A 25,060-nucleotide genomic window follows, 5' to 3' on the forward strand; every position below is an offset into this window, starting at 1 on the left:
CATACCGCAGGCGCGTTCCGCCCGGGCCGGCGTGCAAACCCCTTCACACAGGCGGTTTCAACCGCTACAGCAGGGGCGAGCGAGACGACCGGAGGGGTTTGCCCATCATGTCATATCAACAGCCCGCCGATGGCAGCCGGGGCTGGTATGGCGGCTTCACGACGGATGGAAGGCCATCGACCAGGGGGGCACTGGTCGATATGGCGCAGGGTTTCGCATCCTGGCGCATCTGGTTCATCCTGGCCTGGAACGACATTCGCCAGAAATATCGCGGGTCCATCCTGGGGCCGCTCTGGGTCACGATCAGCATGGGGGCCTTCACGGTCGGCATCGCCCTGGTCTATGCCGGGCTGTTCCGGATCGACGTGCATGCCCTGATGCCGCATGTCGCCATCGGCATGGTGGCCTGGACCCTGATCAGCAGCCTGATCAACGAGACCTGCGGCGCGCTGGTGGGGGCGGAGGGCTATCTGCGGCAGATACGCCTGCCCCTGACCCTGTTCGTGAACCGTGTCGTGGCGCGCAACGCGCTGGTGCTGCTGCATCACGTGCTGATCATCGTGGCCGTGCTTTTCTGGTTCGATCTGGGCGTCAGTTTCACGGGCGTGCTGCTGTCGGCGGGCGGGCTGCTGCTGCTGCTGGTCGTCGGCTATAGCTGGGGCCTGGTGCTGGCCTGCACCTGCATGCGGTTCCGCGATGTGTCGCAGATCGTCTCCACGATCCTGACGGGGGCGTTCTTCATCACGCCCGTCCTGTGGAAAGGCAATTTCCTGGAATCCGGGCATCTGGCCCTGCGGCTGAACCCGTTCCAGTACATGGTGGAAATCGTCCGCCAGCCCCTGATCGCCGGCCATGTGGACCCCGTCCACTGGTGGGTCGTGGGCGCCATCGCCCTGTCCGGCCTTGCCGCCGCCCTGCTGGTTTTCCGGTATGCCCGGCCGCGCGTCACCTATTGGATCTGAAGGACCATGCCTGTCCATATTCGCCTTGACGATGTCCATGTCCGCTTCCAGGTCTTCGGCCTGCATGGGCGGTCCCTGAAGAAGACGGCGCTGAAGCTGACCACGGGCGGCCGCATCGGCACCGAACCGGGCGGGCGTGTCCATATCGATGCGCTGCGCGGGGTGACCCTCGACCTGGGCGAAGGCGACCGTGTCGGTCTGATCGGCCATAATGGGGCCGGCAAGAGTACCTTGTTGCGCACGATGGCCGGCATCTATGAGCCGACATCGGGCCGCGTCCAGGTACAGGGGCGGGTATCGCCCATGTTCGATCTGATGCTGGGCATCGATCCCGACGCGACGGGCCGGGAAAATCTGCGCCTGCGCGGCCTTCTGCTGGGCCTGACCCCGGGCGAGATCGAGGAATATGCCGCGGAGATCGGGGATTTCTCCGGATTGGGCGAATATCTGGACCTGCCTGTGAAGGCCTATTCCTCGGGCATGCTGCTGCGGCTGATGTTCGCCGTGGCCACGGCCATCTCGCCGGAGATCCTGCTGCTGGACGAATGGATCACGGCCGGCGACGCCGCCTTCATGGAACGGGCGGAAAAGCGGGTGAACGCGCTCATCGACCGGGCCAGCCTGATGGTCATCGCCAGCCACAGCCGCGACCTGATCGAACGGCTGTGCAACAAGGTGGCCGTGCTGGAACATGGGCGGGTGGTGGAGTTCGGCCCCGTCACGCCGGCCCTGCTGGACCGCGCGCTGGCGGCGTGAAACCCCGTCCCTGCCCGGGCCGGCCTGTCAGGAATGGCCCGCCGGCCCGCCATGGGCCGTGCGCAGGAAATTCAGCGCCTCCACCACCAGCCGGCCCCAGAGTTCCAGGCTGGCCAGAACCTGGTCGCCGCTGATGCCGACGGCCAGACAATCCATCTCCAGCACCAGGAAATCATCGCGCAGCGACAGGCGGGCGAAGCGCTTGTGGCGGTTCCACTGGTTCAGCAGGCCGGCATCGAAGGCCGGCTGCACCTGGAACATCAGGTTGAAATTGTAATCGCCGAACCGCTCGGCCTCCGGATCGATCCTGGCACCCGGCCGGACATTGAAGGTCAGGCCCCCGATCGCGCTGCGCAGCACCGGTGCGCCCGTGGGCGTCAGGTCCTGTGTGGCCGGCAGCCCCAGCCTTTCCAGGGCCGCTTCCAGGTCGGCGACCGAAACGCCGCGCAACAGATTGTCCAGCATCATCCTCTCCCTGTTCCGGCCGACCATGCCCCGCGGCGGTGTGCGGGGCAAGTCCGGGCTTTCCGTCACGCCCCGATGCGCAGGCAGTCATGCAGGGTCACGATGGCCGTGGGCCGCCCGTCCTCCACCACGAACAGGCTGGTGATGGCCTCCCGGTTCATGCGGGCCAGCGTCTCGCCGACCAGGGCATCCTCCCGCGTGGTGCGGGGGCGGGGGGTCATGACCTCCGCCGCGGTACGGCCCAGCAGGTCGGCCGCCATGTGCCGGCGCAGGTCGCCGTCGGTGATGATCCCGATCAGCCGCCCGTCATCATCCACCACGCCGGCGCAGCCCAGCCCCTTGGCCGTGACGGTCAGCAGCACCTCCGACATGGGCATCGCCCCGGTCACCAGCGGCAGCGCATCACCGCGCCGCGCGATGCGGTCCACCCGCATCAGCTTCTGTCCCAGCCGGCCGCCCGGATGGAAATTGCGGAAATGCTCCCCGGTGAAGCCGCGGCGTTCCATCAGGGCCACGGCAATGGCGTCGCCCAGCGCCAGCGACATGGTGGTCGAGGTGGTGGGCGCCATGCCCACGGGACAGGCCTCCGGCGCGTCGGGCAGCACCAGGACCAGCGTGGCCGCCCGGGCCAGCGCGGATTCGGGCCGGCTGGTGATCCCGATCAGTGGAATGCCGTACCGGCCGCAATAATGCAGGATATCGCCCAGTTCCTGCGTTTCGCCGGAATTGGACAAAGCCAGCACCATGTCCTGGTCGCCGATCATGCCCAGATCGCCATGGCTGGCCTCCGTGGCATGGATGAAGAAGGCGGGCGTTCCCGTCGATGCCAGGGTGGCGGCGATCTTGCGGCCGATATGGCCGCTTTTGCCGATGCCGGTCACGAACAGGCGGCCCCCCCGGTCGGCGATCAGGGCCACCGCGCGCTCGAAGGTGTCGTCCAGGCTGTCGCGCAGGCGGGACAGTCCATCCATCTCCCGTTCGATGACCTGCCGGCCGATGGTGACGGCGTGGCTGGCGGCGGCGGCGGTGGGGGCGGCTTGCATGATGGTCGTTCCTGGGTCGGCAAAGGTCGGGTCGGGCGTGGTGCCGGACGGTTCCTTAAGGTAGGGGGACGCGGCCGGCACTTCATCCTGGTGCTGCCGCATGGCGCGGTTGTGGCAAGCGGGGGGGCCGCCCGCCGGTTCCGGCATGGCCACAGGCGCCCTGAATTGTAACGGACCGTTACATTTATTCACCATCCATTAGCCAATTCCAACGGACCTGTTACAGCGGCCCGTCCTATGGTGCCGCTCTGGTGGTCCCCCCCCTGGCGTGGCGGGGAGCTGCCCTTTGCCGGCAAGGACACCTGGGGGCGGACATGGATGTGATCAAACTGGGCCTGCGCAACCCGGCGGCGCTGGCCGTCGCCGTGCTGCTGACGGTGGGCCTGGGCATCTGGTCGGCCATGACCCTGCCCGTGCAGCTTTTCCCCGATATCCGCCAGCCCACGCTGGGTATCGAGGCCACCTGGCGCGCCGCCAGCCCGCAGGAGGTGGAAAGCGAGATACTGGAGCCCATCGAGAATGTGCTGAAGGGTCTGCCCGGCGTCACGCAGATGCGTGGCTTCGCCAATCCCGGCGGCGCCTTCGTGGGGCTGGAGTTCGATGCCCGTACCGACATGCAGCAGACCATGCTGGATGTGATCAGCCGCCTGAACCGCCTGCCCAGCCTGCCGGCCGATGCCGACCCGCCGCGCCTGATCATGGGCGGGGGCGACAATGCCAACGAGACGCTGATCTATTATTTCGTCCAGAAGCTGCCCGGCACGCAAGGCGCGCTGAGCGACCATTACCATTACCTGACCGAGGATGTGATCCCCCGGATCGAGGCCATTCCCGGCGTGGCGCGCGTCAATTTCGGCGACCAGTCCGAAGCGCCGCAGCAGGAGGTGCAGATCATCTTCGATCCGTTCCGCATGGCGCAGTACGGTATCACCATTCCCGCCGTGTCCGGCCTTGTCGGCCGTGCCCAGGACGTGACCGGCGGCTTCGTGGATGATGGCCGTCGCATCTATACCGTGCGTTACAAGGGCCGCTTCCAGCCCGACCAGTTCGCCGATCTGGTGCTGGAATGGCGCGAGGGGCGGCCCGTGCGCCTGGGCGACGTGGCCGAGGTGAAGGTGCAGCTCGGCCGGCAATGGCAGTACGGATTCCAGAATGGCAACGAGGCCATCGGTCTGCGCATCATCCGGCGCGAGGGGGCCAATGTCCTGGCCACCCTGAACGATGTGAAGACCCTGATGGCCGAACTGCGCGACGGCGAGATGAAGACGCGCGGCCTGACCAACAACCAGAGTTTCGACCCGTCGGTCTATATCGAGAACGCCATCGGCCTGCTGACGGGCAACATCCTGTCGGGCATCGTGCTGGCGGTGGCCGCGCTGTGGCTGTTTCTGCGGCGCACGCAACTGACGCTGCTGGTCGCCATCACCATTCCCATCTCGCTCCTGTCGCTGTTCGCGGTGCTGTCGCTGACGGGGCGGTCGATCAATGTCATCTCGCTGGCCGGGCTGGCCTTCGCCATCGGCATGGTGATCGACAGCGCCATCGTGGTGCTGGAAAATATCGTCCGCATGCGCGATCGCGGCCTTTCGAGCGAGGAGGCCAGCCACCAGGGCACCAAGCGCGTCATTTCCGCCCTGTTCGCGTCCACCGCGACGACGGTGGTGACTTTCGTGCCCATCGTGTTCATGCGGGAGGTGGAGGGCCAGATCTTCGCCGATTTGGCCCTGACCATCGCGGTCGGCGTCACCATTTCCCTGCTGGTCTGCGCCACCGTCCTGCCCGTGGCGGCGGCCCGGTTCATGCGTGTCACACCCCGCATGGGGGGCGAGGCCCGCTGGGTGGAATGGCTGTCCGGGCGCATCATGGACCTGACGCGCGACAACCGCCGCCGGGCCGGTGTCATCGCGGGGCTGGTCGCCCTGTCGCTGGGCGGGTCCTGGCTGCTGTTCCCGTCCATGTCCTATCTGCCGCCGGTCAAGCGCGACAGTGTCGATGCCTTCATCAACTTCCCCGTCGGCACATCGGTGGACATGGCCAAGGCCGAAGTCGCCGAAATCGTCGTGGACCGGCTGATGCCCTACTATCATGGCGAGAAGCAGCCCCGGGTGAAGAATTTCTACTTCCTGGGCTGGCCGGGCGGCGGCTCGGTCGCCGTTCGGCTGGAGGATGATACGCGGCTGGACGAGATGATGGAGATCGTCCGCAACGACATCCTGGCCGGCTTTCCCGATATTCAGGTCTTCGCCAACCGCGGCAACCTGTTCGGCGGCCTGGGGGCGGAGGGCAATGTCTCCATCCTGTTGCAATCCAGCGACGCGGCCGGCCTGTCGGAAGCGGCGACCAGGGGGCTGGCCCTGCTGCGCGAGAAGATGCCCGACGTGCAGAGCTGGTCCAACCCCAATCCGGAGATGGCCCAGCCCGAACTGACCGTCAGCCCCAACGACCGGCGCATCGCCGAGGTCGGCTGGACCCGCAGCCAGGTGGGTCAGGTCGTGCGGGCGCTGGGCGACGGGCTGTGGCTGGGCGAGCATTTCGACGGGCAGAACCGCCTTGACATCATCCTGCGGTCCCATGACTGGACGGGGCCGGAGGAACTGGAACAGGTGCTGATCGCCACGCCGTCCGGTGCCGTGGTGCCGCTGGGCGATCTGGTGGGCGTGGAGCGCACCGTCGGCCCCAGCAACATCACCCGCGTCGATGGCCGGCGCACCATCATGCTGAACATGCAGCCCGGCGAGAATGTGGCGCTTGAGGATGTGATGACCCTGCTGCGCAGCGAGATCGAGCCGCAGTTGCGCAGCTTCCTGCCGGCCGACGGCACCCTGCGCTATGGCGGTTCCGCCGACCGGCTGGATGCCACGGTGGCCGCCATGGGCAAGAATTTCATCATCGCGCTGGGGCTGCTGTTCCTGCTGATGGCCCTGCTGTTCCGGTCGGCCAAGGACAGCGCCATGGTGATGATCTCCATCCCGCTGGCCACGGTGGGGGGGCTGGCGCTGCTGGATGTGACCAATCTGTTCACCTTTCAGCCGCTGGACCTGCTGACCATGATCGGCTTCATCATCCTGCTGGGCATCGTCGTCAACAATGCCATCCTGCTGGTGGACGAGACGCGGCGCTGCGAGGGGGAGGGCAGGAGCCGGGCGGAGTCCGTCCATCAGGCGCTGCGCAGCCGTATCCAGCCCATCTTCATGGGGACCGTCACGACGGTGGCCGGCATGGCGCCCATGATCGTCGTGCCGGGGGAGGGCAGCGTCATCTATCGCGGCATCGCGGCCGTGATTACGGGCGGGCTGGCCGTTTCCACCCTCTTCACGCTGCTGTTGCTGCCGGCCCTGCTGCGTGTGGGGGAGAAGGCCGGCCGGCCGGCGCTGCCCGACACCGGCAGCGATGCCCCGGCGGAGCGGTTGGCTGCGGAGTGATGCCACGTTGCGGTGAGTGGAACTCACCGCAACGTGGTTGGCGTATTGAGCGGCCGCGCGCGCCTGCGCGCGTGAGCCGAGACGCCGGATGGCGGCGCCCGGCGCCTCACGGGCGGTGATCAGGACCACCAGGTTCCGATCACCGCAAAACAGTATGAGATGCCGGTTCCCGGCGGCTTGCCCAGGTCGGGGCTTTACATGCGCGTTACACATCGAAACCCGCAGGTTACCGGCTTTTGACTAAAAGGAAGGCAAGCAATTCACGAACGGATGGCCGTCATGACCCGCCGCATCCCTTTCCGCCTTGCCGCCCTGCTGCTGCTGGGCGTGTTCGCCCTGCCGCTCCACGGGGCGACTGCCCAGCAGGCGGCACCCGCGGCCCGCGTGCAGGTGGAGCAGGCCAGCCTGCGGCAGATGGCGCCGGTGCAGCAGGTGCCGGGCAGTGTCATGTCGCGCCAGGATGCCGCCGTGGCGGCGGAAGTGTCAGGTCGGGTCACCTGGGTGGCCGAGGCGGGCACCCGCGTCGCGGCCGGGGAGGCCATCGCCCGTGTCGACGACCGGCTGCTGCGCCTGGAACTGCGCCAGTATCAGGCGCAGGTAAAAAGCCTGGAGAGCCAGTTGGCCTTCCAGGAACGCGAAGTGGATCGCCAGCGCCAACTGGCCGAGCGCGGCACGACACCCGTGACCCGGTTCGAGGAGACCATGTCCCGGCGTGACGTGCTGGCCCAGGAACTGGTCCGCGCCCAGGCCAGCCGAGACCGCACGGCGCTGGAGATCGAGCGGACCGTCGTCAAGGCCCCCTTCGCAGGACAGGTGGCCGCGCGGATGCTGGAGGTGGGCGAATATTCCGCCCCCGGCGTGAAGGTGGCGCGGCTGGTCGCCGTGGACCGGGTGGAAGTGCGGGCCCAGGCCCCCGTGGCCATTGCCCGCCACCTGGAAGAGGGGATGGAGGTGCCGCTGGATGTGGAGGGGCAGACCGTGACCGGTCGCATCAGCCGCATCATCGCCATCGGTGAGGCCCAGTCGCGTACCTTCGAGGTGCGGCTTGACCTGCCGTCGGGGGAGCGGCCCTGGATCGTCGGGTCCGCCGTGCGCGTCGGCCTGCCCTCCGACATGGCGGCGCGCACCGTGGCCGTCCATCGCGATGCGCTGGTCCTGCGGGGTGACGGCACCTATCTGTTCCGCGTCAATGCCGATAACAAGGCCGAGCGCCTGACCGTGCGCACCGGCACCAGCATCGGCGAATGGGTGCAGGTGATCGGCGATGTGAAGGCCGGTGACAGGCTGGTGACGCGCGGCGCCGAGCGGCTGCGCGACGGCCAGGAGGTCGAACTGGACCCTAAGGTGGGCTGACAGGCCATGTGACCGCTTGATCCCGACCCGTTATCCCTGGCAGGCTGCCCGCCGGGGTGCAAGGGGGGATCGCATGAGTGACGGGTTTGACTCCGTCGGCGCCATGGCCACGGCCGGCCTAGCGGCGGCGGCCATCGAAGGGGAAAGCGGCCAGCACGGCCATGCCCATGGCGCGTGTGCCAATTGCGGCGCGGTGCTGCGCGGGAATTTCTGCCACGCCTGTGGCCAGCCGGGGCATCTGCACCGGTCGATGCTGCATATCGTGGAGGAATTCTTCCACGGCATCCTGCATTTCGACAGCAAGGCCTGGCGCACGCTGCCCATGCTGATCTTCCGGCCGGGCAAGCTGACCTATGACTATATCCATGGCCACCGTGCGCGCTATGTGACGCCGCTGGCCATGTTCCTGTTCACGGCCTTTCTGATGCTCATGGTGTTTTCCATGATGGGCGGGGCCGGCGACGTGCCCGTCGCCGTGCCGCCCACCGAACAGGCCGAAGCCCTGCGCCTTCTGGAGGAGGGGCTGGCGGAGGCCCGGGGCGAGCTGCGGGAGGTGGAGGCCGATCTGACGGCCGCGACCGCCGCCGGCGAACAGGTGGCGGTTGCCACGCGCCTGCGCGACAGTGCCGCCGAACGGGTGGAACGGGCGCAGGTGGCCCTGGATGCCTACAAGGCGACGCTGGAGGCGACCGGCGCCACGGTGACGGAAGACAAGGACGGCAAGGCTGCCGGCGTCGTCACGGGGCCCAGCACCACGCTGGGCAACCTTATCAGCCAGGAAATGGGCAAGGACCTGAAGGTCACCATCGGTACCAAGGAATTTCAGGAAAGGGTCAAGAAGCGGCTGAGCAACCCGGATTTCCTGATCTACAAGATGCAGAACACGGCCTACAAGTTCTCCTGGCTGCTGATCCCCATCTCCTTGCCTTTCCTGTGGATGCTGTTCTTCTGGAAGCGTGATGTGGCCATGTATGATCATGCCATCTTCTCGCTATACTCCCTTTCCTTCATGTCCTTGCTGTTCATCACCGTATCCTTGTTGTTCAAGTTCACCGAAGGGTTCGGCGACACCATCGGCACCCTGCTGGTTCTGGCCCCGCCGGTGCATATGTTCGCACAGTTGAAGGGAACCTACCGGCTGTCCGCCTTTTCCGCCCTGTGGCGGACCGTGGCGCTGCTGTTCATCACCTCCATGACCAGCCTGACCTTCGTGATCTTCATCGTGTCGATGGGCGTGGCGGGCTGATCGCGGCGGTCGGAGGGTTCCGGCCGCCGCCTCCTATTTTCCCCGCATGTGGTTCGGTTTTCTTCCCGCTTGCCGGGCGTTATGGCTTGACCTCCGAATGGTTACCGCTAACATTAGCGCTACCAAGGTGCGCTGGCACCCCATAACAATGACGCCTGGGAGTTGAGACATGCCTGCCCGACTGACCCGCCGCCAGGCCCTGGGCCTGGGGTTCGCCGCCGCCATTGCCGGTTCCTGGCACGGCCGGAATGCCTTTGCCCGCCCTGACGGGCCATCGCTGGATGAACTGGCCCGTGCCGGGGGCCGGCGGTTCGGGGCGGTGGTGGGCGGCGGCGCGCCGGGCACATTGACGGGATCCTTCGCCGACCCGGCACTTCGCGCCCTGCTGGTGGCCGAATGCGGGTTGCTGGTGTCGGAAAACGAGATGAAATGGGCCGCGTTGCGGCCGGCGCCCGATCGGTATGATTTCGCCGCCGCCGACCGTCAGGTCGCCTTCGCGGACGAGAACGGGCTGGGTTTCCGGGGCCATACGCTGCTATGGCACCATCCGCAATGGTTCCCCGCCTGGGCCGCGACGCATGATTTCGGTCCGCACCCGGCAACAGCCGTGGAAAGCATGCTGACCGACCATGTCGCCAAAGTCGCCGGACGCTACAAGCGCAAGATCGTTTCCTGGGACGTCGTGAACGAGGCGGTGGATGCCGACACGGGCGCCATGCGCGAAACCCCTTTCAGCCGCCACATCCCGGCCGAACAGGTGTTGGACATCGCCTTCCACAAGGCGCGCGAGGTGCTGCCCCGTGGGCAACTGGTCTATAATGACTATATGAGCTGGGAGCCGGGGCACGAGAACCATCGCGCGGGTGTGCTGCGCCTTCTGGAGGGGTTCCGCAAGCGCGGCACGCCCGTGGATGCGCTGGGCATCCAGTCGCATATCGGCACGGCCAATACCGACAGTTCCACGGGCTTCGGTGACTATCACGAGGCCGAATGGCGCCGTTTCGTCGATGTCGCGGTGGGCATGGGCTATGACATCATCATCACCGAATTCGATGTGCATGACAAAGGCCTGCCGGCCGACATCCCGTCGCGCGACCGGGCCGTTGCCGATTATGCGCGGGCCTATCTGGACCTGATGCTGTCCTATCCGCAGCTTACCGACATCGTGACCTGGGGGATGTCGGACCGGTATTCCTGGCTGCAGAACCTGTGGCTGCGGCCCGACCGGCTGCCCAAGCGCCCCACGCCTTATGATGCCGATTTCAAGCCCAAGCCCCTGCGCGACGCCATCGCCGCCGCGCTGCGCGGCGCCACGGCAAGGGGGTGAGGCAGGTTATGGCGATGATCCAGACCAGGGCGGCGGCTCGCCGCATCCGGCTTCCATTCCTGGCCGGGATGGCCTTTGCGGTGCTGGCGGCGGCCCTGCCGCTCCGCCCGGCCCCGGCCCTGCCGGTGACCGGCGATTGCGTGGGGCCGGCGGCCGTCTGCCCCGTGGCCGCCGCCGGTTCCATGGCGCTGATCACGGGCGGGGTGGCGCTGCCGCTTCTGCTGGACGGACCGCAGGATGCGGGTGTGGAACGCGCGGCCGATACCGTGCGTGCCGATCTGGCCCGCCTGTCGGGATCGCCCGTGCCCGCCGGTGGCGGCACTGTCATCCTGGCCGGCACGCTGGGGTCGAGCCCCGTCATCGATGCGCTGGCCGCGGCCGGCCGGCTGGAGACAGCCGGTGTGGCGGGGCGGTGGGAAGCCTTCGTCGTGCAGGCGGTGGATGCGCCCGCCCCTGGCATCGAGCGGGCGCTGGTGGTCGCGGGCGGCGACCGGCGCGGCACCATCTTCGGCCTTTACGACCTGATCCAGCGGGCCGGCGTCTCGCCCTGGAACTGGTGGGCCGACGTGCCGGTGCCCGTCCGTCTGGACCTGCATGTCACGGCCGGCGCACGGGTGGAGGCACCGGCCGTCAAATATCGCGGCATCTTCCTGAATGACGAGAATCCGGCGCTTTACGGCTGGGCCAATGCCACCTTCGGTGGCTTCAATCACGCCTTCTATGACCGCGTCTTCGAGCTGATCCTGCGGCTGAAGGGCAATTATCTGTGGCCGGCCATGTGGGGCAAGGCCTTCGCCGATGATGATCCGCAGAACGCCGTGCTGGCCGACCGGGTGGGCGTGGTCATCGGCACGTCCCATCACGAGCCCATGATGCGCGCCCATGTGGAATGGGAGCGCCATGGTCAGGGGCCCTGGAACTATCGCACCAATGCCGGGGCCCTGCGCACCTTCTGGCGTGACGGCATCGCCCGCATGGGCGGGCATGAAAGCCTGGTCACCATCGGCATGCGCGGCGATGGGGATGAGCCGATGGAGGAGGGGACGGCCATCGATCTGCTGCAAACCATCGTGAAGGACCAGCGCACCATCCTGGAACAGGTGACGGGCCGGCCCGCCGCCGCCACGCCCCAGGTCTGGGCCCTTTATAAGGAGGTCCAGGATTATTACGACCAGGGCATGACCGTGCCCGACGACGTGACCCTGCTGTTCGCCGACGACAATTGGGGCAATATCCGCCGCCTGCCCGAACCGGGGTCGGCCCGGCCCGGCGGCTATGGCGTCTATTATCATTTCGACTATGTCGGCGGCCCGCGAAACTATAAATGGCTGAATACCAACCAGATCGAGCGGGTCTGGGAGCAGATGGACATGGCCCACCGGTACGGGGCCGACCGCATCTGGATCGTGAATGTCGGCGATTTGAAGCCCATGGAATTCCCCACGGAATTCTTCCTGGACATGGCCTGGAGCCCCGCCGCCCTGCCGCTGGAGCGGCTGGGCGACTATCCGCGCCAATGGGCGGCGGCCCAATTTGGGCCGACCCACGCCCGGGCCATCGGAGACCTGCTGACGGGCTATACGCGGCTGAACGCGTGCAGGAAGCCGGAACTGCTGTCGCCCGACACGTTCAGCCTGATCCACCATGACGAGGCGGCCCGCGTCCTGGCCGAGTGGGAGGCGCTGGAACGGCAGGCTGAAAAGATCGGCAACGCCCTGGCGCCTGCCTGGCGCGATGCCTATGTCCAGCTTGTGCTGCATCCCGTCCTGGCCAGTGCCAACCTGACCCGGCTTTACATCACGGTGGCCCGCAACCGGCTGGCCGCCGATCAGGGCCGGGCCGAGACCGACCGGCTGGCGGCCGAGGCCGAGGCGCTGTTCGCCCGCGACCGTGCCATCCGCGACCTGTACGAGAAGGAGACAGCGTCGGGCAAATGGGTCCACATGATGTCCCAAACTCATATCGGTTACACCTCCTGGCAGCAGCCCGATGAAGATGTGATGCCCGAGGTCCGGCGCCGCCCGGCCCCGGCACGGGCCGGACTTGGCGTGATGGTGGCCGGCGATGCGCGCGGCTGGACGGGGCCGGGGGCGTCCCTGCGGCTGGACCGGTTCGCCCCCCTGCCGGGCTGGCTGGAGATTTATGCAAGGGGCAGCGCCCCGGTCCGATACCGTATCGACAGCGATGCGCCCTGGCTGGACGTGGACATGCCGGCCGGCCGGCTGGCCGGCGACAGCCGCCGCATCAGCCCCCGTGTGGACTGGTCCGCCGTGCCTGTCGGCCGGCATTCCGTGAAGATATCCGTGACCGGAGATAATGAAATCCCTATTCCGGTCACGGTTGAAATCGACAATCCGGGAAATCCGGCTGCGGGCACCTTCGTGCAGGCCGATGGGGTGGTGGCGATGGAGGCGGCGGATCATACAGGCGCCGTGCCGGCCGGCGGCATCACCTGGCGGGAGGTGCCGCATCTGGGCCGCACGCGCTCTGCCATCATCAGCCATCCCGTTACCGCCCCCCCATCCCCGGCAACGGGGCAGGGCGCGCGGCTGGAATATGACGTGCATCTGTGGCAGGCGGGAGAGGTGGAACTGCGCGTGCTGCTGTCCCCCACGCTGGATTTCAAGGCACAGGGCGGGCTGCGTTATGCGGTGTCCATCGATGATGAACCGCCGCAGGTGGTGAACCTGCATACCGATGACAGCGAGGCCGCCTGGGACCGGAGCGTGGCGGACAATATCCGCATCGGCACCACCCGCCACCGCATCGACCGGCCCGGCCGGCATGTCGTGAAACTGTGGCATGTCGATACGGGGCTGGCCTTCCAGCGGCTGGAACTGCGCACCGGTGCCGTCGGGGAAAGCTATCTGGGCCCGGCCGCCAGCCGGCGCGCACCATGACGCCGGGACCAGGCCAGGTCTTGTCCGGCCCCCCGGCCCTGTGCAAGGCTGCGGTCCCCTGCCGCCTGCTGCCGGACCGCCATGATCGACGCTTCCCTGAGACGCCAGCTTGCCGCCCTGCGGCCCGATGCCGGCATCGTCATCCTGACCGGTGCCGGCATCAGCCGCGAATCCGGCCTGCACACGTTTCGTGATGCCGACGGCATCTGGCGGCAGGTGCGGCTGGATGAGGTGGCCACGCCGCAGGCCTTCGCCCGCGACCCGGCCCGCGTCCAGGGCTTCTACAATGCCCGCCGCCGCGCCGTGCTGGACCCGGCCGTGCAACCCAATGAAGCCCACCGGGCGCTGGTGCGGCTGGAACAGGCCTGGACCGGGCCGTTCCTTCTGGTGACGCAGAATGTCGATGACCTGCATGACCGGGCGGGGTCGGACCGGCTGTTGCACATGCATGGGGAACTGCTGAAGATCCGCTGCGGCGCCTGTGGCCGGATGGAGCGGTACGAGAATGATCTGGCGGCCGATGCCATCTGCCCCGATTGCGGGGCGCGTGGCACCCTGCGTCCCCATATCGTCTGGTTCGGGGAAATGCCGCTGCATCTGGCGGCGATCGGCGATGCGCTGTCCGATTGCGGCCTGTTCCTGTCCATCGGCACGTCAGGCCAGGTCTACCCCGCTGCCGGCTTTGCCACCGAGGCCCGGATGGCCGGTGCGCTGACGGTGGAGATCAATCTGGAACCGACGGGCGGATTGTTCGATGCGGGGCTTTACGGGCCGGCCACCCTCACTGTTCCCGCCTTCGTCGATGGGCTGCTGGAGGCCGCACGATGACAGGCGCCGTGACCATTGCCCCGGCCGACCCGACCATGCCGGCGGCGCGCGCGCTCATCGCGGCGCTGGATCATTATCTGGGCGGCCTTTACGGGGCGGAGGACAATCATCTGCTGGACCCGGAGCGGCTGCGGGCGCCGGACATCCGCTTCCTGCTGGCCGTGCGGGACGGGGTGGCCATGGGGTGCGGCGCCCTGCGACTGGATGTGCCGGGCGGCTATGCGGAGATCAAGCGCATGTATGTCGATCCCGCCTGCCGGGGGCAGGGGGTGGCGTCGGCCATTCTGTCGGCGCTGGCGCAGACGGCCAGGGCGTCGGGCCTGTTGCTGCTGAAGCTGGAAACAGGGGAAAGGCAGGTGGAGGCGGTGGCGCTTTACCGCCGGCTGGGTTTCACCCCTTGCGCCTCCTTCGCCGAATATCCCTGCAACGGCGCCAGCCTGTTCCTGGAGAAGCGGCTGGATTGAACCGCCGGCCCGGTCAGCCGGGCTTGTTGCGCATCCAGTCGGCCAGCGGGGCCAGCGCCTGCAACACCGCATGCCGCGTGGCGGCGTCGGGCACCGTTTCGTCCAGCGCGCGCTTCATGCACAACAGCCAGGCGTCGCGCTCGGCCTCCCCGATCTGGAAGCCGAGATGGCGGGCCCGCAGCCGCGGGTGCCCGCGCTCGGCCGAATAATCGGCGGGACCGCCCATCCACTGGATCAGGTAGAGCGTGAGCACGCGGCGCACCTCGGTCAGGTCGGGGGCATGGATGGCCCGCAGGTCGCGGGCCTCCGGCAGGCTGTCCATCTGGTCATAGAAGGCATCGACCAGTTTCCCGATCACCGCCGGTCCGCCAATATGGTCATGCAGGCTGACCGTTCCGCCCGTACCGTCACCCATTGCCACCCGTCCCTTGCCGGTCTGCGTCCATCGGGTCGAACCCAATAGCAGCGCTGGCCGGCCGCCGCCACTGCTTCATACCCGCGCCGGCAGGGGCGATGTGACGCGCATCAGGGTGGACAGGGCGGTGAACAGCTTGTCCATGGCGGCTTCCACCTCCGTCTGACCGATGATCAGGGGCGGCAGCAGGCGCACCACATTGTCGCCGGCCCCGACCAGCAGCAGCCCCTCCGCGAACGCCGCCCGCACAAGGTCGGCCGGCGGGATGGTCAGGTGCAGACCGCGCATCAGCCCGATACCGCGCACGCCCGTCATCAGCGTGGGAAAGGCCGCCTGCAGGTTCGAAAGCCGGCGTTCCAGCAGGGCGCCGGTCTGCCGTACCTGTTCCAGGAAGCCCGGGGCCAGCACCTGTTCCAGCACGGCACCGGCAACGGCCATGGCCAGCGGGTTGCCGCCGAAGGTGGTGCCATGGGCGCCCGGTGCGAAGGCATGGGCGGCGTCCCCTGCCGCCAGACAGGCCCCGACAGGGAAGCCGCCGCCCAGCCCCTTGGCCACCGCCACGATGTCCGGCCGCAGGCCCGGCGCATCGAAGGCCCATTCATGGGCGAACAGCCGGCCCGTGCGGCCGATACCGGTCTGCACCTCGTCCAGCAGCAGCAACAGCCCGTGCCGGTCGCACAATGTCCGCAGTCCGCGCAGGAAACCCGCTTCCGCCACGCGGATGCCGCCTTCGCCCATGACGGGTTCCAGCAGGATGGCCGCCGTCTGGGGGCCGATCGCGGCTTCCACGCTGGCCAGGTCATTGAACCGGGCGCGGTCGAACCCGTCGACCAGCGGTTCGAAGCCGTTGACATATTTGGGCTGGCCACCCGCCGTCACGGTGGCCAGCGTCCGTCCATGGAAGGCCCCCTCGAAGGTGATGGTCCGCCAGCGTTCCGGCTGGCCCCGCTTCTTCTGGGTATAGCGGGCGAGTTTCAGCGCCGCTTCCAATGCTTCCGCGCCCGAATTGCAGAAGAAGACGGTCTGCGCGAAGGAATGGTCCGTCAGGGTGCGGGCCACGGCCTCCTGCCCCGGGATGCGATAATTATTGCTGCAATGCCAGAGCCGGCCGGCCTGCGCCGTCAGGGCCGCCACCAGGGCGGGATGCGCGTGGCCCAGGCCATTGACGCCGATACCGGCCGCGAAATCCAGGAAACGGCGGCCGTCACTGGCCATCAGCCACGCCCCTTCACCCCGGTCGAAGGCGACATCCAGGCGGGCATAGGTGTTCATCAGGGCGCTGTCGGCCATGCTGTTCTGCCTTCTGCTGAAGGGGAAAGGAGAAGGTGCCCGGAACGCTACCAGCGCACGCGGCCCAGCAGGCCGGCCGGGTCGAGATGATCTTGCAGCAGCCGCGCCAGCGATTGCTGCACCGGGTCCGCGAAGGTGCGGTGGAAGGACAGGTTCACAGGCCCGATCCCGTGTTCGGCGCTGTAGCTGCCGTCGAACCCGTCCACCAGCAGCCTGTAAAGCCCATGGCGCACCGCTTCCACCCGGTCGGCCGGCCAGTCGGCATCGACGGCCCTGGGGATGACCAGGTTGAAATGGTCGCCGCCATCGCCGCGATGGCCGAAGCCGCAGACCAGAAGGTCGGGATGATGCTGGTGGACCCAGTCGGATGCGGCCGCCCGGAAGGCCGACATGCGGCCGCGGGCCACCGAAATATCCAGGCCGATGACACGCCCCAGCCCCCGCAACCCTTCGGAAATGGCATGGCGCAGGGCCCAGAGATCGGCCGGCGGGCCGGGAATGGCATCGGCGATGACGCCATCGCCATATCCCTGTTCCAGGATCGACAGCAACAGTGCATCCAGGTCCAGGCCGGTGCCGGGTTCCGTGGCGGACATCAGTTCCACCAGGATGGTTTCCGCCGGCACGGGACCACCACCGAACGGGTTGCGCAATTGTGGACGGTGATGCAGGGCCGCCGCCAGCGCCGGCCCCGACATGCTTTCGAACGCCGACAGATATTCACCCGCCCGCCGTTCCAACAGTGCCAGAAGGCCATTGATGGCCCCGGTATCGGCCGGCACGACCAGCGCCGTGGCCATTTGCCGGGGCAGGGGCTGCAGGTCCAGCACGGCCGTGGCGACGATGCCGAAGCTGCCGCCGGTGCCGATGAAAAGCTGTTTCAGGTCCAGGCCCGTGCTGTTCTTGCGCAGGCCCCGCCGGTCGCCCACGATGCGCCCGTCGGCCAGCACGGCTTCCAGCGACAGCACGTTGCGGCGCATGTCGCCATAGCGCAGCACGCGCGACCCGCCGGCATTGGTGGCGATCATGCCGCCCACGCTGGGGCTGGCCGAAATATCGACGGGAAACCAAAGGCCATGCGGCTCCAGCCGCTGGTTCAGGCTGTCCAGGTCCCAGCCGGCCCCCACCGTCACGGCCCGGTTGTCCAGGTCCAGGTCGAACGTGCCGGTCAGCCGGCGCAGCGACAGCACAACCTGTGCGCCGCTGCCATCGGGGGTGGAGGCGCCGACAAGGCCGGTATTGGCCCCCTGCGGCACGGTGGGCACCCCCCGCGCCTGGCACAGCCGCAGCACGGCCGACAACTGGGCTGCGTCCGCCGGGGCCACGACCAGCCGCGCCCGCCCGCCGCCATAGCGCGCGGCGCTGACATAGGGCGCCATGTCGGCCGGATCGGCCAGCACATGGCGCGCGCCCACGATGGCGGCCAAGCCATCTGTCAGGCTTGGAGCCAGACTGTCGTCCGGGGCTGGGGCGGCGGTCGGCGGATGGGCGTCAGGGGCGGCCATTCTTGTTCCCGGCGGCGGTCATCTTGAAGATGCCCTGGGCGTTGGAACTGTCGAACCGCAGGTCCAGCCCCCGGGGCGCTGCATCATTGGCCGGGGCCACCGCATCGCGAGAAATGAACTCGTAGAAGCTGCCCGGCACCGTGCGCAGGATGACCGATCCGTCTTCGTCCAGGAAGGGCCTTTCCACCTGGGCCGCCCGGATGGCCGTCTGGCGTACCGTGCCCTGGGTGGAAATCTCCACGGCTTCCTTCATGGGAAAGCCGCGCTGCTTCAACGTTTCGGCATGGCCGATCACGTCGGGGACCCGGTCGGTGGCATGGTTGAAGCGGTTGCCTTCGGTCGCGATCCAGGCCAGTTCGGCAAACTCAGTCAGCACCGTCTCGTAATCGGTCAGCCGGGGCACGCCGTGATGGCGGTCGAAGGCACGTGACAGCACGGGCAGCAGGGCCGCCGCCTCGGCCGGGGACAGGCTGCCACGGCGTGACAGCCTGTCCAGCAGCGCTTTGGCGTCGCCGTCCAGCGGATCGGCCGACAGGCCGAAAATGGCGCGCGCCGCCTGCTGCACGGGCGGAGAGAAGCGGTCGGGATAGATCTCCGACACGAAATACTGGGCGATATCCTCCGGGAAATCGCGGTGCGCATAGGCCCGCCCCGTCATGCGCAGCCGTTCCAGCGGATAGATGCCGGCCACGGCATAGCCCAGCGGTTCCAGGATGCGCCCGAAGGCCGCCGTGCCGCCGGGCAGGTCGCCCAGGTCCATGGCCACCGTGCGCAGCGCCCCATGGTCGAACACCAGCTTGGCCTGTCCCGCCTGTTCGGCGACATAGCGGGCGGCCTCGGGCACCTCGCCCAGCAGGCGATGGAACAGCACCAGGGTCAGCGCCTTGGCCAGCACGGCGCGCGGCACCTCCGGCCCGTCGGCATCGCGCAGGTCGGCGCGGATTTCCAGCAGGTCCAGCAGGCGGGCCGCCGCATCGGCGCCCAGCACGCCCGCCGTCAGGGTCGACAGATGGCTCATCCTCGTTTCACCCCTATCAAAGGTGGCAGCAATGTCGGGGGCCAGCATCGGCCGCGCTCCTGCCGGGCGGAAGCCGGCATTGCGTCGATCGGCCGGTTTAATCCCGGCGAATGGCCGATGCGGCCGGCGCATGGGGCGGTGCCGCCCGGCAGGGTCACCCCTCGTAAATGCCCGGCCCGAACGGTTCGGTCACCACCGGCCGGTCGCGGCGCCAGTTGCGCTCCGCCGGGGTCAGGTCGAATTCGCGGGCATATTCATGGCCGGAGAAGACGGCATGCACGATGGCCCCGGCGGCCATGGCATCACCGATCCGGTCCACGGACCGGATGCCCGCCGCCGCAAGATCCGCCGGCCGCGCCATCAACTGCTGATAAAGCGTGTCGTCGGGACGGCGCAGGCCCGTGATCACCAGGGACCGGCAGGCGATGCGTTCCGGCTGGTCCACGAACAGGCCGGTCAGCGTCAGCGCGCCGCCGCCGAACCCGGCCACCCGCGACAAGGTGCGAACGGGCACGCCGGCGCGGGTCAGGGCCTGATGCACGCGGGGCAACTCGTTGGTCATGATGGTCCAGGCGGATGCCTGGCCGGCCGGCGTGACATAGGTGACGTCGCCATATTGCCGCGCCAGCCATTCGGCGATCAGCCCGCCCATGTAATAGCTGTCGAAATCGAAGACGGTGATGGGTCCCTCCGGCACGGCGCCGGCCGCCAGATCATCGGGTGTGTAGACGCCGGGCGCGTTGAACGGTGCGGTTGGCAATTCGCTGTCGGCGTAAAGCTCCGTGCCCCAGCGGCTGCCCGTTGCGGTCACCACGCGATCACAGCCGAATTCCAGGATGTCGTCGGCCGACAGGGCGCTGCCGGGATACATCTCCACATTGGCGTCGGACCGCAGGGCCTGCATGCGGTAATCCAGCACGCGGCCCCAGGCCGACAGGCCCGGCAGCCTGGTTTCGAAGCGCAGACGGCCGCCGAATTCATCGGCCTTGTCGGCCAGGGTCACCTGCACGCCGCGCCGGCTCAGCACGCGCGCACATTCCAGGCCGGCGGGGCCGGCGCCCACAACCAGCACCTTTTCCTGCCGGCGGGCGGGGGCGAACTTCTCCGGGTGCCAGCCGCGCCGCCATTCCTCCCCCGCCGTGGCGTTCTGGGTGCAGCGGACCGGCACGCCATCATGCCAGCTTGAAATGCAGATGTTGCAGCCGATGCATTCCCTGATCTCGTCCTCCCGCCCTTCCTTGATCTTGTTGGGCAGGAACGGGTCGGCGATTGACGGGCGCGCCCCGCCGATCAGGTCCAGCACGCCGCGCTTCACCTGCGACACCATCGTGTCGGGCGAGGTGAAGCGGCCGACGCCGACCACGGGCTTGTCGGTCAGTGTCTTCACGAAGCTGATGATCGGCTCGTGGCTGCCTTCGGGTGAGAAGCGCGAGGCGGAACAATCGGTCGGCGTGGTGTCCAGCTTCACGTCGAACAGGTCGGGATCGTCCTTCAGCAGGGCGATGACCTCATGCGCCTCCGAAGCCATGTGCCGGCCGGGGCGCTTGCGCAATTCCTCCAGGCTGACCCGCAGGGCCACGCCGCAGGTGTCGCCCACCGCTTCCTTCGTCACCTCGATCATCTGACGGATCAGGCGGACACGGTTTTCCACCGACCCGCCATATTCGTCGGTGCGCTGATTATAGTCCGACAGCAGGAACTCATAAGGCAGGTAACCCATGCCGGCATAGACATAGACGATGTCGAACCCGGCCGACCGTGCCTTGCGGGCGCCTTCCGCCTGCCATTGCAGCAAATCCCGGATGTCCTGCTTGTCCATGATCCTGGGGCGCAGGTTGGACATGAAGCCGATATGCGTGGCCATCCAGGGCGTGCCGGAGGGCGACAGAGGCGGGGTCCGGGTGGTGCGGTTCATCACCACGGCCCCGCCATGGAACAGTTCCACCCCGGCCAGCGACCCGTGCCGGTGGACGGCCTCGGTCATCAGGGCATGCGCCTTGATGTCGTCCTTGTCCCAGAGGGTGGCAAAGGGCAGGGGGCTGTCATCGCTGCTGGGATGGATGGAGCAGGCGCCCGTGCAGACCACGCCCCAGCCGCCCTCGGCCTTGGTTTCCCGGAACCCGGCGCGCACGCGGGGCAGGGCGTTGGTCATGCCGCTGGCGTGGGGCACCTGATAAAACCGGTTCGGCGCCGTCACCGGCCCGATGCGGACGGGGTCGAACAGGATGTCAAAGCGGGGGTCGCGCGCCATCTGGGAAAGACCTTTCGGGGGAACGGGATCGGGCAATGGTAGCTTGTATTGTACGTTCGTTCAATAAGAAGATGTGACAGGTCCCGGGGCGGCCTGCATGCCGCCTGTCTTCACATTCCGTCACGCGGGATGGCCAGCCGGTCGGCCTGGATGTGCAGGCGTTCTCCGCCTTCCTGCACTTCCACCTGCCAATCCAGGTGGAAGTGCCGGGCATCGGCCCACATGTCGATCCGCGCCTCGATCAGGATTTCACCGCGGGCGGCGGTGCCCAGGTCGCAGGCGATGGTATAGCTGCTGGCCAGGCGGGCGCTTTGCGGGTCGTCAGCGCGGATCGTGAAGATGTCGCGCGCCACATTGTCACTGATCAGCCCGGTTTCCGACAGGCGGTAGCGGCCGAAATCCGTCATCATGTCGATGGTCTGCTCCCCCGTGGCCACATCCTCCGTGATGCGGCGGGTGTGGCGGGTGGGGCGTTCCTCGGTGCAGGGGACGCCGGGCGTGGCCTCTGCCGGGCCGAAGGGGACCAGCCGCGCATCGTCGGCCCGCCGCTGGCGCACGGGCAGGCGCAGGCGGCTGACACCGGCCGGCATGTCCAGAGCCGGCCGGCCGGGCTGCGGCCACAGGATGGGCCAATGCTGATTGGCCAGCGACAGGCGCAGGCGATGGCCGGCCGGCACGCGGGTGCCGATCTCGTTCAGCGCCAGCCTGACTGTGAAATGCCGGCCGGGTGCCAGGGGCCGCGGCGCGTCGAACCCGTCGCGGAAGGCCAGATTGAGTGTCCCCCAGGTCAGCAGGGCGGAGGTGCCGTCCGGCGCCACGGCGCAGAGCCGGGCCGTCACGGTACCGTGCGGCGCGTCGCTTTGCGCGACCAGTTCCACCACGGGGGCACCCAGCAGCACCATTTCCCGTTCCAGCGGGGCGGTATCGAAAGACAGGCCGGCCCCGTCCTCCCGCCGCTGGTCGATGGCCATGTCGGGTGCGTCGCCGCCATAGCCGCCCCAGCGTCCGCAATCCCGCCCGGCATTGGCGGGGGAGCGCAGGCGCATCCAGGGGCCGGGATGCGGCTGTTCATGCAGCCAGCCGGCATTCAGGTGCAGGACATGGTCGCGATCCTCCCGCGGGGGCCAGCAGGGTTCGGCCACCCACTGGCCTGGATGCTCGGTATAGAAGGCGCGCGGCGGCTTGGCGTCGTTGATCCAGGCGCGCAGCATGGGCTCGTCCATGATGCCGTTGTCGATCCCCTTCAGCCAGTGGTCCCACCAGCGGATCGTCTCCTGCAGGAACCCGATCAGGGGACCAGGGGAGCCGGCATTGGGATGGGCATGGCTCCAGGGGCCGACCAGCCCCTTGCGCGGTCCCTTCAGCCCTGCCAGCAGCCGGAACATGGCGTTGGAATAGCTGTCGTCCCAGCCCGCCACGGCATAGATGGGGATGTCGATGGCGCCATAATCCTCGCACACCGATCCTTGTTTCCAATAGGCATCCCGGCGCTGGTGGGCCAGCCAGGTTTCCGACCAGCAGCGGTTGGCGTCCAGCCGCCGCTGCCACATCTCCCGCCAGGCATCGCCGACGATGGCGGGGTCGGGCGGCATGGCGTTCAGGGCCAGGATGAAGGCGGACCACATCGGGTCTTCGGTCAGCAGCGACCCGCCCATGAAATGCACGTCGTCGGCATAGCGGTCGTCGGACGCATACATGCTGATCACGGCCCTCAGGCCCTTCGGCCGCCGCGCCGCCGCCTGCAACCCGTTGAAACCGCCCCAGGACAGGCCCCACATGCCCACATCGCCGGTACACCAGGGCTGGGCGGCGGCCCATTCGATGACGTGGCAGGCATCTTCCTGTTCCAGCGGCAGATACTCATCTTCCAGCACGCCGTCGCTGTCGCCGGACCCGCGGATATCCACGCGCAGGCAGGCATAGCCATGGCCGGCGACATAGGGCTGATTGCGCAGGTCGCGGAAGATGGTGCCATCGCGCCGGCGATAGGGCAGCAGTTCAACCACGGCCGGCACGGGCCGGATGTCCGCGTCCACGGGCAGCCAAAGCGTGGCGGCCAGCCGTGTACCGTCGGGCAGGGTGATGAAGACGGGGTCGCGGGTTTCCACCCGGTGCGGCAGGTCGGTGACGGTGCGTGTCATGGCGCGGTGCTCTCGGGCGGGGTGGCGGGGACGGCTGCTTGCCCGGCCCTTGCCATGCGGGGCAGGTCCAGCAGCCCGTCGGCCAGGATGCAGGGCGAAAGCCTGTCCTCATGCACGATGGTGATGATGCCATGGGTCAGGAAGCAGAAGCCGCCGGACAGTTCCATCAGGTCCTGCATCCGGCGGTACATGGCGTCGCGCCGGGACGGATCGGTCTCCACCAGCGCTGCCTGGTGCAGGCCGTCATATTCTGGATCGGCGAAGCGCGACCAGTTGAGGGCGCCGACCTGGGCCGACAGGAACCACAGCGTATTGTCCGACGGGTCGACCCCGCCCGCGAAATTCATCAGGACAAGCTGCTGATCGCGCCATTGCGCCCCCAGCGACTGATCGCCCAGCGTCCAGTAGGTGCCCTCGTCATAGGGCAGGATGCGGACATGGATGCCCACATCGCGCAGATGCGCCTGGATGATCTGGGCGATGGTCATGTTGGTCGTATTGTTGACGATGGACAGCGTCAGATCCAGCGTCTCCACCCCCGCCGCATCCAGCAGCCGGCGGGCGGCGTCGGGGTCGTTGCCTGCCACCAGATTGGCATCGCGATGGCCGGTCATCCCGTCCGGGATGATGCCTGTCGCCGGCTGCGCGATGCCGGCATAGACGGCCTGGATGATGTCGTCGACATTGATGGCATGCTGGATGGCCCGGCGGATGCGGATGTCGGCCAGGGCCGGATTGTCCATGTTCAGCGTCAGCCACATCAGGTTGTTTCCCGGCTCCGCGATCAGCGTCGTGGCCGGCAGGTTGCGCTTTTGCAGCAGGGCCAGCGTGTTGACGGAGATGTTGGTCAAGGCCAGCGACCGCGCCTGATAGGCCAGGATCGCCACGTCATCATCCAGGATGACCGACAGGCGGATGCGGGAGAAGGCGGGGCGCGGTCCCGTCCAGGCCGGGTTGGCGGCCAGCCGCATTTCCTGCCCCGGCCGCCAATGATCGATCATGTAGGGGCCGCAGGTGGCCGGGGGCAGGGGTGCGTGCGTGCCCGGCGGCAAGGCCCGCACGGCCTTTTCACAGACGATATGCCCGCCATACCAGGGCAGTGAGGTGAGCAGGAAGGCCGGCCGCGGCTCCTTCAGATGCAGGATGCCGGTGCGGTCATCCACCACCTCCACCTGCTCCAGCATGTCGAAATAGGAGAACCAGGGCGAGGCGGTCGCCGGATCGGCAATGCGTTCCATGGAGAATTTCACGTCGGAAGCCGTGACCGGACCATAGTCGCCGGTCCAGACCAGTCCGCGGCGCAGCGTGAAGAGCAGCCGCAACGGATCCAGCCATTCCAGCCTCTGTGCCGCGGCGGGCGAGGATTCCAGCGGCTGGCGGAAATCGGTCAGCCGGTTCAGGGTAACATGGAGGCAGCGGATGATCTCCTCCTCCATGTTGCCCCGGTGCAGGGCGGGGTCCAGCGTGCCGATATCGCTGCGCACCCGCAGATGCAGCCAGTCGTCGCCCTGCGCCAGGACCGACGATCCCGGTAGCCACGTCCCCGCTATCCCCAGCCCGGCCAGGCCCGACAGCAGGCCCCGCCGGGAAAGGACAGGGGCGGAGGCGGCGGGGACGATCATGGGCGGCGCGGTCCTTTCCAGCTTCACCGGACGGGGGACAGGAAGGGTGGCA

18 protein-coding genes are annotated in these 25,060 nt (G+C 67.9%); 9 read left to right on the plus strand and 9 right to left on the minus strand.

Going from position 1 to position 25,060, the window contains the following annotated elements; all coding sequences use genetic code 11:
- The first annotated feature begins 107 nt into the window (after positions 1 to 107).
- Positions 108 to 962 carry an ABC transporter permease gene (locus ABC728_RS01505; protein WP_416618648.1) on the plus strand — a complete coding sequence of 285 codons (855 nt, stop codon included), beginning with the start codon at positions 108 to 110 and terminating at the stop codon, positions 960 to 962.
- Between the two features lie 6 nt (positions 963 to 968).
- Entirely contained in the window at positions 969 to 1,718 is a 750-nt protein-coding gene (locus tag ABC728_RS01510; RefSeq protein WP_416618647.1) for an ABC transporter ATP-binding protein, read from the plus strand.
- Between the two features lie 27 nt (positions 1,719 to 1,745).
- Here ABC728_RS01510 and ABC728_RS01515 read toward each other — a convergent pair whose 3' ends face one another.
- Together ABC728_RS01515 and ABC728_RS01520 are read right to left on the minus strand one after the other, a co-directional pair.
- Positions 1,746 to 2,186: a YbjN domain-containing protein gene (locus ABC728_RS01515; protein ID WP_416618646.1), complete on the minus strand. Its 441-nt coding sequence runs from the start codon at positions 2,184 to 2,186 to the stop codon at positions 1,746 to 1,748.
- A gap of 62 nt (positions 2,187 to 2,248) precedes the next feature.
- Entirely contained in the window at positions 2,249 to 3,226 is a 978-nt protein-coding gene (locus tag ABC728_RS01520; protein ID WP_416618645.1) for a KpsF/GutQ family sugar-phosphate isomerase, read from the minus strand.
- A 314-nt stretch (positions 3,227 to 3,540) separates the two neighbouring features.
- Between ABC728_RS01520 and ABC728_RS01525 the strand changes: the two genes are divergently transcribed.
- From ABC728_RS01525 to ABC728_RS01555, 7 genes are all read left to right on the plus strand, one after another.
- Complete coding sequence (locus ABC728_RS01525; RefSeq protein ID WP_416618644.1) at positions 3,541 to 6,648, plus strand: efflux RND transporter permease subunit; 3,108 nt, start codon at positions 3,541 to 3,543, stop codon at positions 6,646 to 6,648.
- Positions 6,649 to 6,927: 279 nt separating this feature from the next.
- Positions 6,928 to 8,001 carry an efflux RND transporter periplasmic adaptor subunit gene (locus tag ABC728_RS01530; RefSeq protein WP_416618643.1) on the plus strand — a complete coding sequence of 358 codons (1,074 nt, stop codon included), beginning with the start codon at positions 6,928 to 6,930 and terminating at the stop codon, positions 7,999 to 8,001.
- A gap of 73 nt (positions 8,002 to 8,074) precedes the next feature.
- Positions 8,075 to 9,247 (plus strand): DUF3667 domain-containing protein, encoded by a 1,173-nt coding sequence (locus ABC728_RS01535; protein WP_416618642.1) that lies wholly within the window; start codon positions 8,075 to 8,077, stop codon positions 9,245 to 9,247.
- 169 nt (positions 9,248 to 9,416) lie between these two features.
- Complete coding sequence (locus tag ABC728_RS01540; protein WP_416618641.1) at positions 9,417 to 10,574, plus strand: endo-1,4-beta-xylanase; 1,158 nt, start codon at positions 9,417 to 9,419, stop codon at positions 10,572 to 10,574.
- Positions 10,575 to 10,588: 14 nt separating this feature from the next.
- Entirely contained in the window at positions 10,589 to 13,474 is a 2,886-nt protein-coding gene (locus ABC728_RS01545; protein ID WP_416618640.1) for a glycosyl hydrolase 115 family protein, read from the plus strand.
- Between the two features lie 81 nt (positions 13,475 to 13,555).
- The gene (locus tag ABC728_RS01550) at positions 13,556 to 14,302 is read left to right on the plus strand and encodes an NAD-dependent deacylase (protein ID WP_416618639.1); all 747 of its coding nucleotides are present in this window, start codon (positions 13,556 to 13,558) and stop codon (positions 14,300 to 14,302) included.
- Positions 14,299 to 14,766 (plus strand): GNAT family N-acetyltransferase, encoded by a 468-nt coding sequence (locus tag ABC728_RS01555; RefSeq protein ID WP_416618638.1) that lies wholly within the window; start codon positions 14,299 to 14,301, stop codon positions 14,764 to 14,766. The genes ABC728_RS01550 and ABC728_RS01555 overlap by 4 nt, the downstream gene beginning before the upstream one ends.
- A gap of 13 nt (positions 14,767 to 14,779) precedes the next feature.
- Here ABC728_RS01555 and ABC728_RS01560 read toward each other — a convergent pair whose 3' ends face one another.
- The 7 genes from ABC728_RS01560 to ABC728_RS01590 form a co-directional block, all read right to left on the minus strand.
- On the minus strand, positions 14,780 to 15,181 hold the full coding sequence (locus tag ABC728_RS01560) for a group II truncated hemoglobin (protein WP_416618637.1): 402 nt from the start codon (positions 15,179 to 15,181) through the stop codon (positions 14,780 to 14,782).
- A 75-nt stretch (positions 15,182 to 15,256) separates the two neighbouring features.
- Positions 15,257 to 16,471, minus strand: a complete 1,215-nt coding sequence (locus ABC728_RS01565; RefSeq protein ID WP_416618636.1) for an aspartate aminotransferase family protein — start codon at positions 16,469 to 16,471, stop codon at positions 15,257 to 15,259.
- A 47-nt stretch (positions 16,472 to 16,518) separates the two neighbouring features.
- Positions 16,519 to 17,976, minus strand: a complete 1,458-nt coding sequence (locus ABC728_RS01570) for an FAD-binding oxidoreductase (RefSeq protein ID WP_416618635.1) — start codon at positions 17,974 to 17,976, stop codon at positions 16,519 to 16,521.
- Entirely contained in the window at positions 17,963 to 18,994 is a 1,032-nt protein-coding gene (locus tag ABC728_RS01575; RefSeq protein WP_445376307.1) for a 2-oxoadipate dioxygenase/decarboxylase family protein, read from the minus strand. Before ABC728_RS01575 ends, ABC728_RS01570 begins: the two co-directional genes overlap by 14 nt.
- Positions 18,995 to 19,148: 154 nt before the next feature.
- Positions 19,149 to 21,245 carry an oxidoreductase gene (locus ABC728_RS01580; protein ID WP_416618633.1) on the minus strand — a complete coding sequence of 699 codons (2,097 nt, stop codon included), beginning with the start codon at positions 21,243 to 21,245 and terminating at the stop codon, positions 19,149 to 19,151.
- 110 nt (positions 21,246 to 21,355) lie between these two features.
- The gene (locus tag ABC728_RS01585; protein ID WP_416618632.1) at positions 21,356 to 23,386 is read right to left on the minus strand and encodes a CocE/NonD family hydrolase; all 2,031 of its coding nucleotides are present in this window, start codon (positions 23,384 to 23,386) and stop codon (positions 21,356 to 21,358) included.
- Entirely contained in the window at positions 23,383 to 25,008 is a 1,626-nt protein-coding gene (locus ABC728_RS01590; protein ID WP_416618631.1) for an ABC transporter substrate-binding protein, read from the minus strand. The genes ABC728_RS01585 and ABC728_RS01590 overlap by 4 nt, the downstream gene beginning before the upstream one ends.
- Positions 25,009 to 25,060: the final 52 nt, after the last annotated feature.

The sequence above is a fragment of the Niveispirillum fermenti genome, assembly GCF_052474395.1.

What these genes read in the sequence shown, in the direction of transcription:
- ABC728_RS01540 (WP_416618641.1), top strand. Translation starts at nt 9,417, where the DNA reads ATGCCTGCCCGACTGACCCGCCGCCAGGCCCTGGGCCTGGGGTTCGCC.
- ABC728_RS01580 (WP_416618633.1), bottom strand. Translation starts at nt 21,245, where the DNA reads ATGGCGCGCGACCCCCGCTTTGACATCCTGTTCGACCCCGTCCGCATC.
- ABC728_RS01560 (WP_416618637.1), bottom strand. Translation starts at nt 15,181, where the DNA reads ATGGGTGACGGTACGGGCGGAACGGTCAGCCTGCATGACCATATTGGC.
- ABC728_RS01565 (WP_416618636.1), bottom strand. Translation starts at nt 16,471, where the DNA reads ATGGCCGACAGCGCCCTGATGAACACCTATGCCCGCCTGGATGTCGCC.
- ABC728_RS01555 (WP_416618638.1), top strand. Translation starts at nt 14,299, where the DNA reads ATGACAGGCGCCGTGACCATTGCCCCGGCCGACCCGACCATGCCGGCG.
- ABC728_RS01570 (WP_416618635.1), bottom strand. Translation starts at nt 17,976, where the DNA reads ATGGCCGCCCCTGACGCCCATCCGCCGACCGCCGCCCCAGCCCCGGAC.
- ABC728_RS01515 (WP_416618646.1), bottom strand. Translation starts at nt 2,186, where the DNA reads ATGATGCTGGACAATCTGTTGCGCGGCGTTTCGGTCGCCGACCTGGAA.
- ABC728_RS01545 (WP_416618640.1), top strand. Translation starts at nt 10,589, where the DNA reads ATGATCCAGACCAGGGCGGCGGCTCGCCGCATCCGGCTTCCATTCCTG.
- ABC728_RS01585 (WP_416618632.1), bottom strand. Translation starts at nt 23,386, where the DNA reads ATGACACGCACCGTCACCGACCTGCCGCACCGGGTGGAAACCCGCGAC.
- ABC728_RS01550 (WP_416618639.1), top strand. Translation starts at nt 13,556, where the DNA reads ATGATCGACGCTTCCCTGAGACGCCAGCTTGCCGCCCTGCGGCCCGAT.
- ABC728_RS01505 (WP_416618648.1), top strand. Translation starts at nt 108, where the DNA reads ATGTCATATCAACAGCCCGCCGATGGCAGCCGGGGCTGGTATGGCGGC.
- ABC728_RS01520 (WP_416618645.1), bottom strand. Translation starts at nt 3,226, where the DNA reads ATGCAAGCCGCCCCCACCGCCGCCGCCGCCAGCCACGCCGTCACCATC.
- ABC728_RS01510 (WP_416618647.1), top strand. Translation starts at nt 969, where the DNA reads ATGCCTGTCCATATTCGCCTTGACGATGTCCATGTCCGCTTCCAGGTC.
- ABC728_RS01590 (WP_416618631.1), bottom strand. Translation starts at nt 25,008, where the DNA reads ATGATCGTCCCCGCCGCCTCCGCCCCTGTCCTTTCCCGGCGGGGCCTG.
- ABC728_RS01575 (WP_445376307.1), bottom strand. Translation starts at nt 18,994, where the DNA reads ATGAGCCATCTGTCGACCCTGACGGCGGGCGTGCTGGGCGCCGATGCG.
- ABC728_RS01535 (WP_416618642.1), top strand. Translation starts at nt 8,075, where the DNA reads ATGAGTGACGGGTTTGACTCCGTCGGCGCCATGGCCACGGCCGGCCTA.
- ABC728_RS01525 (WP_416618644.1), top strand. Translation starts at nt 3,541, where the DNA reads ATGGATGTGATCAAACTGGGCCTGCGCAACCCGGCGGCGCTGGCCGTC.
- ABC728_RS01530 (WP_416618643.1), top strand. Translation starts at nt 6,928, where the DNA reads ATGACCCGCCGCATCCCTTTCCGCCTTGCCGCCCTGCTGCTGCTGGGC.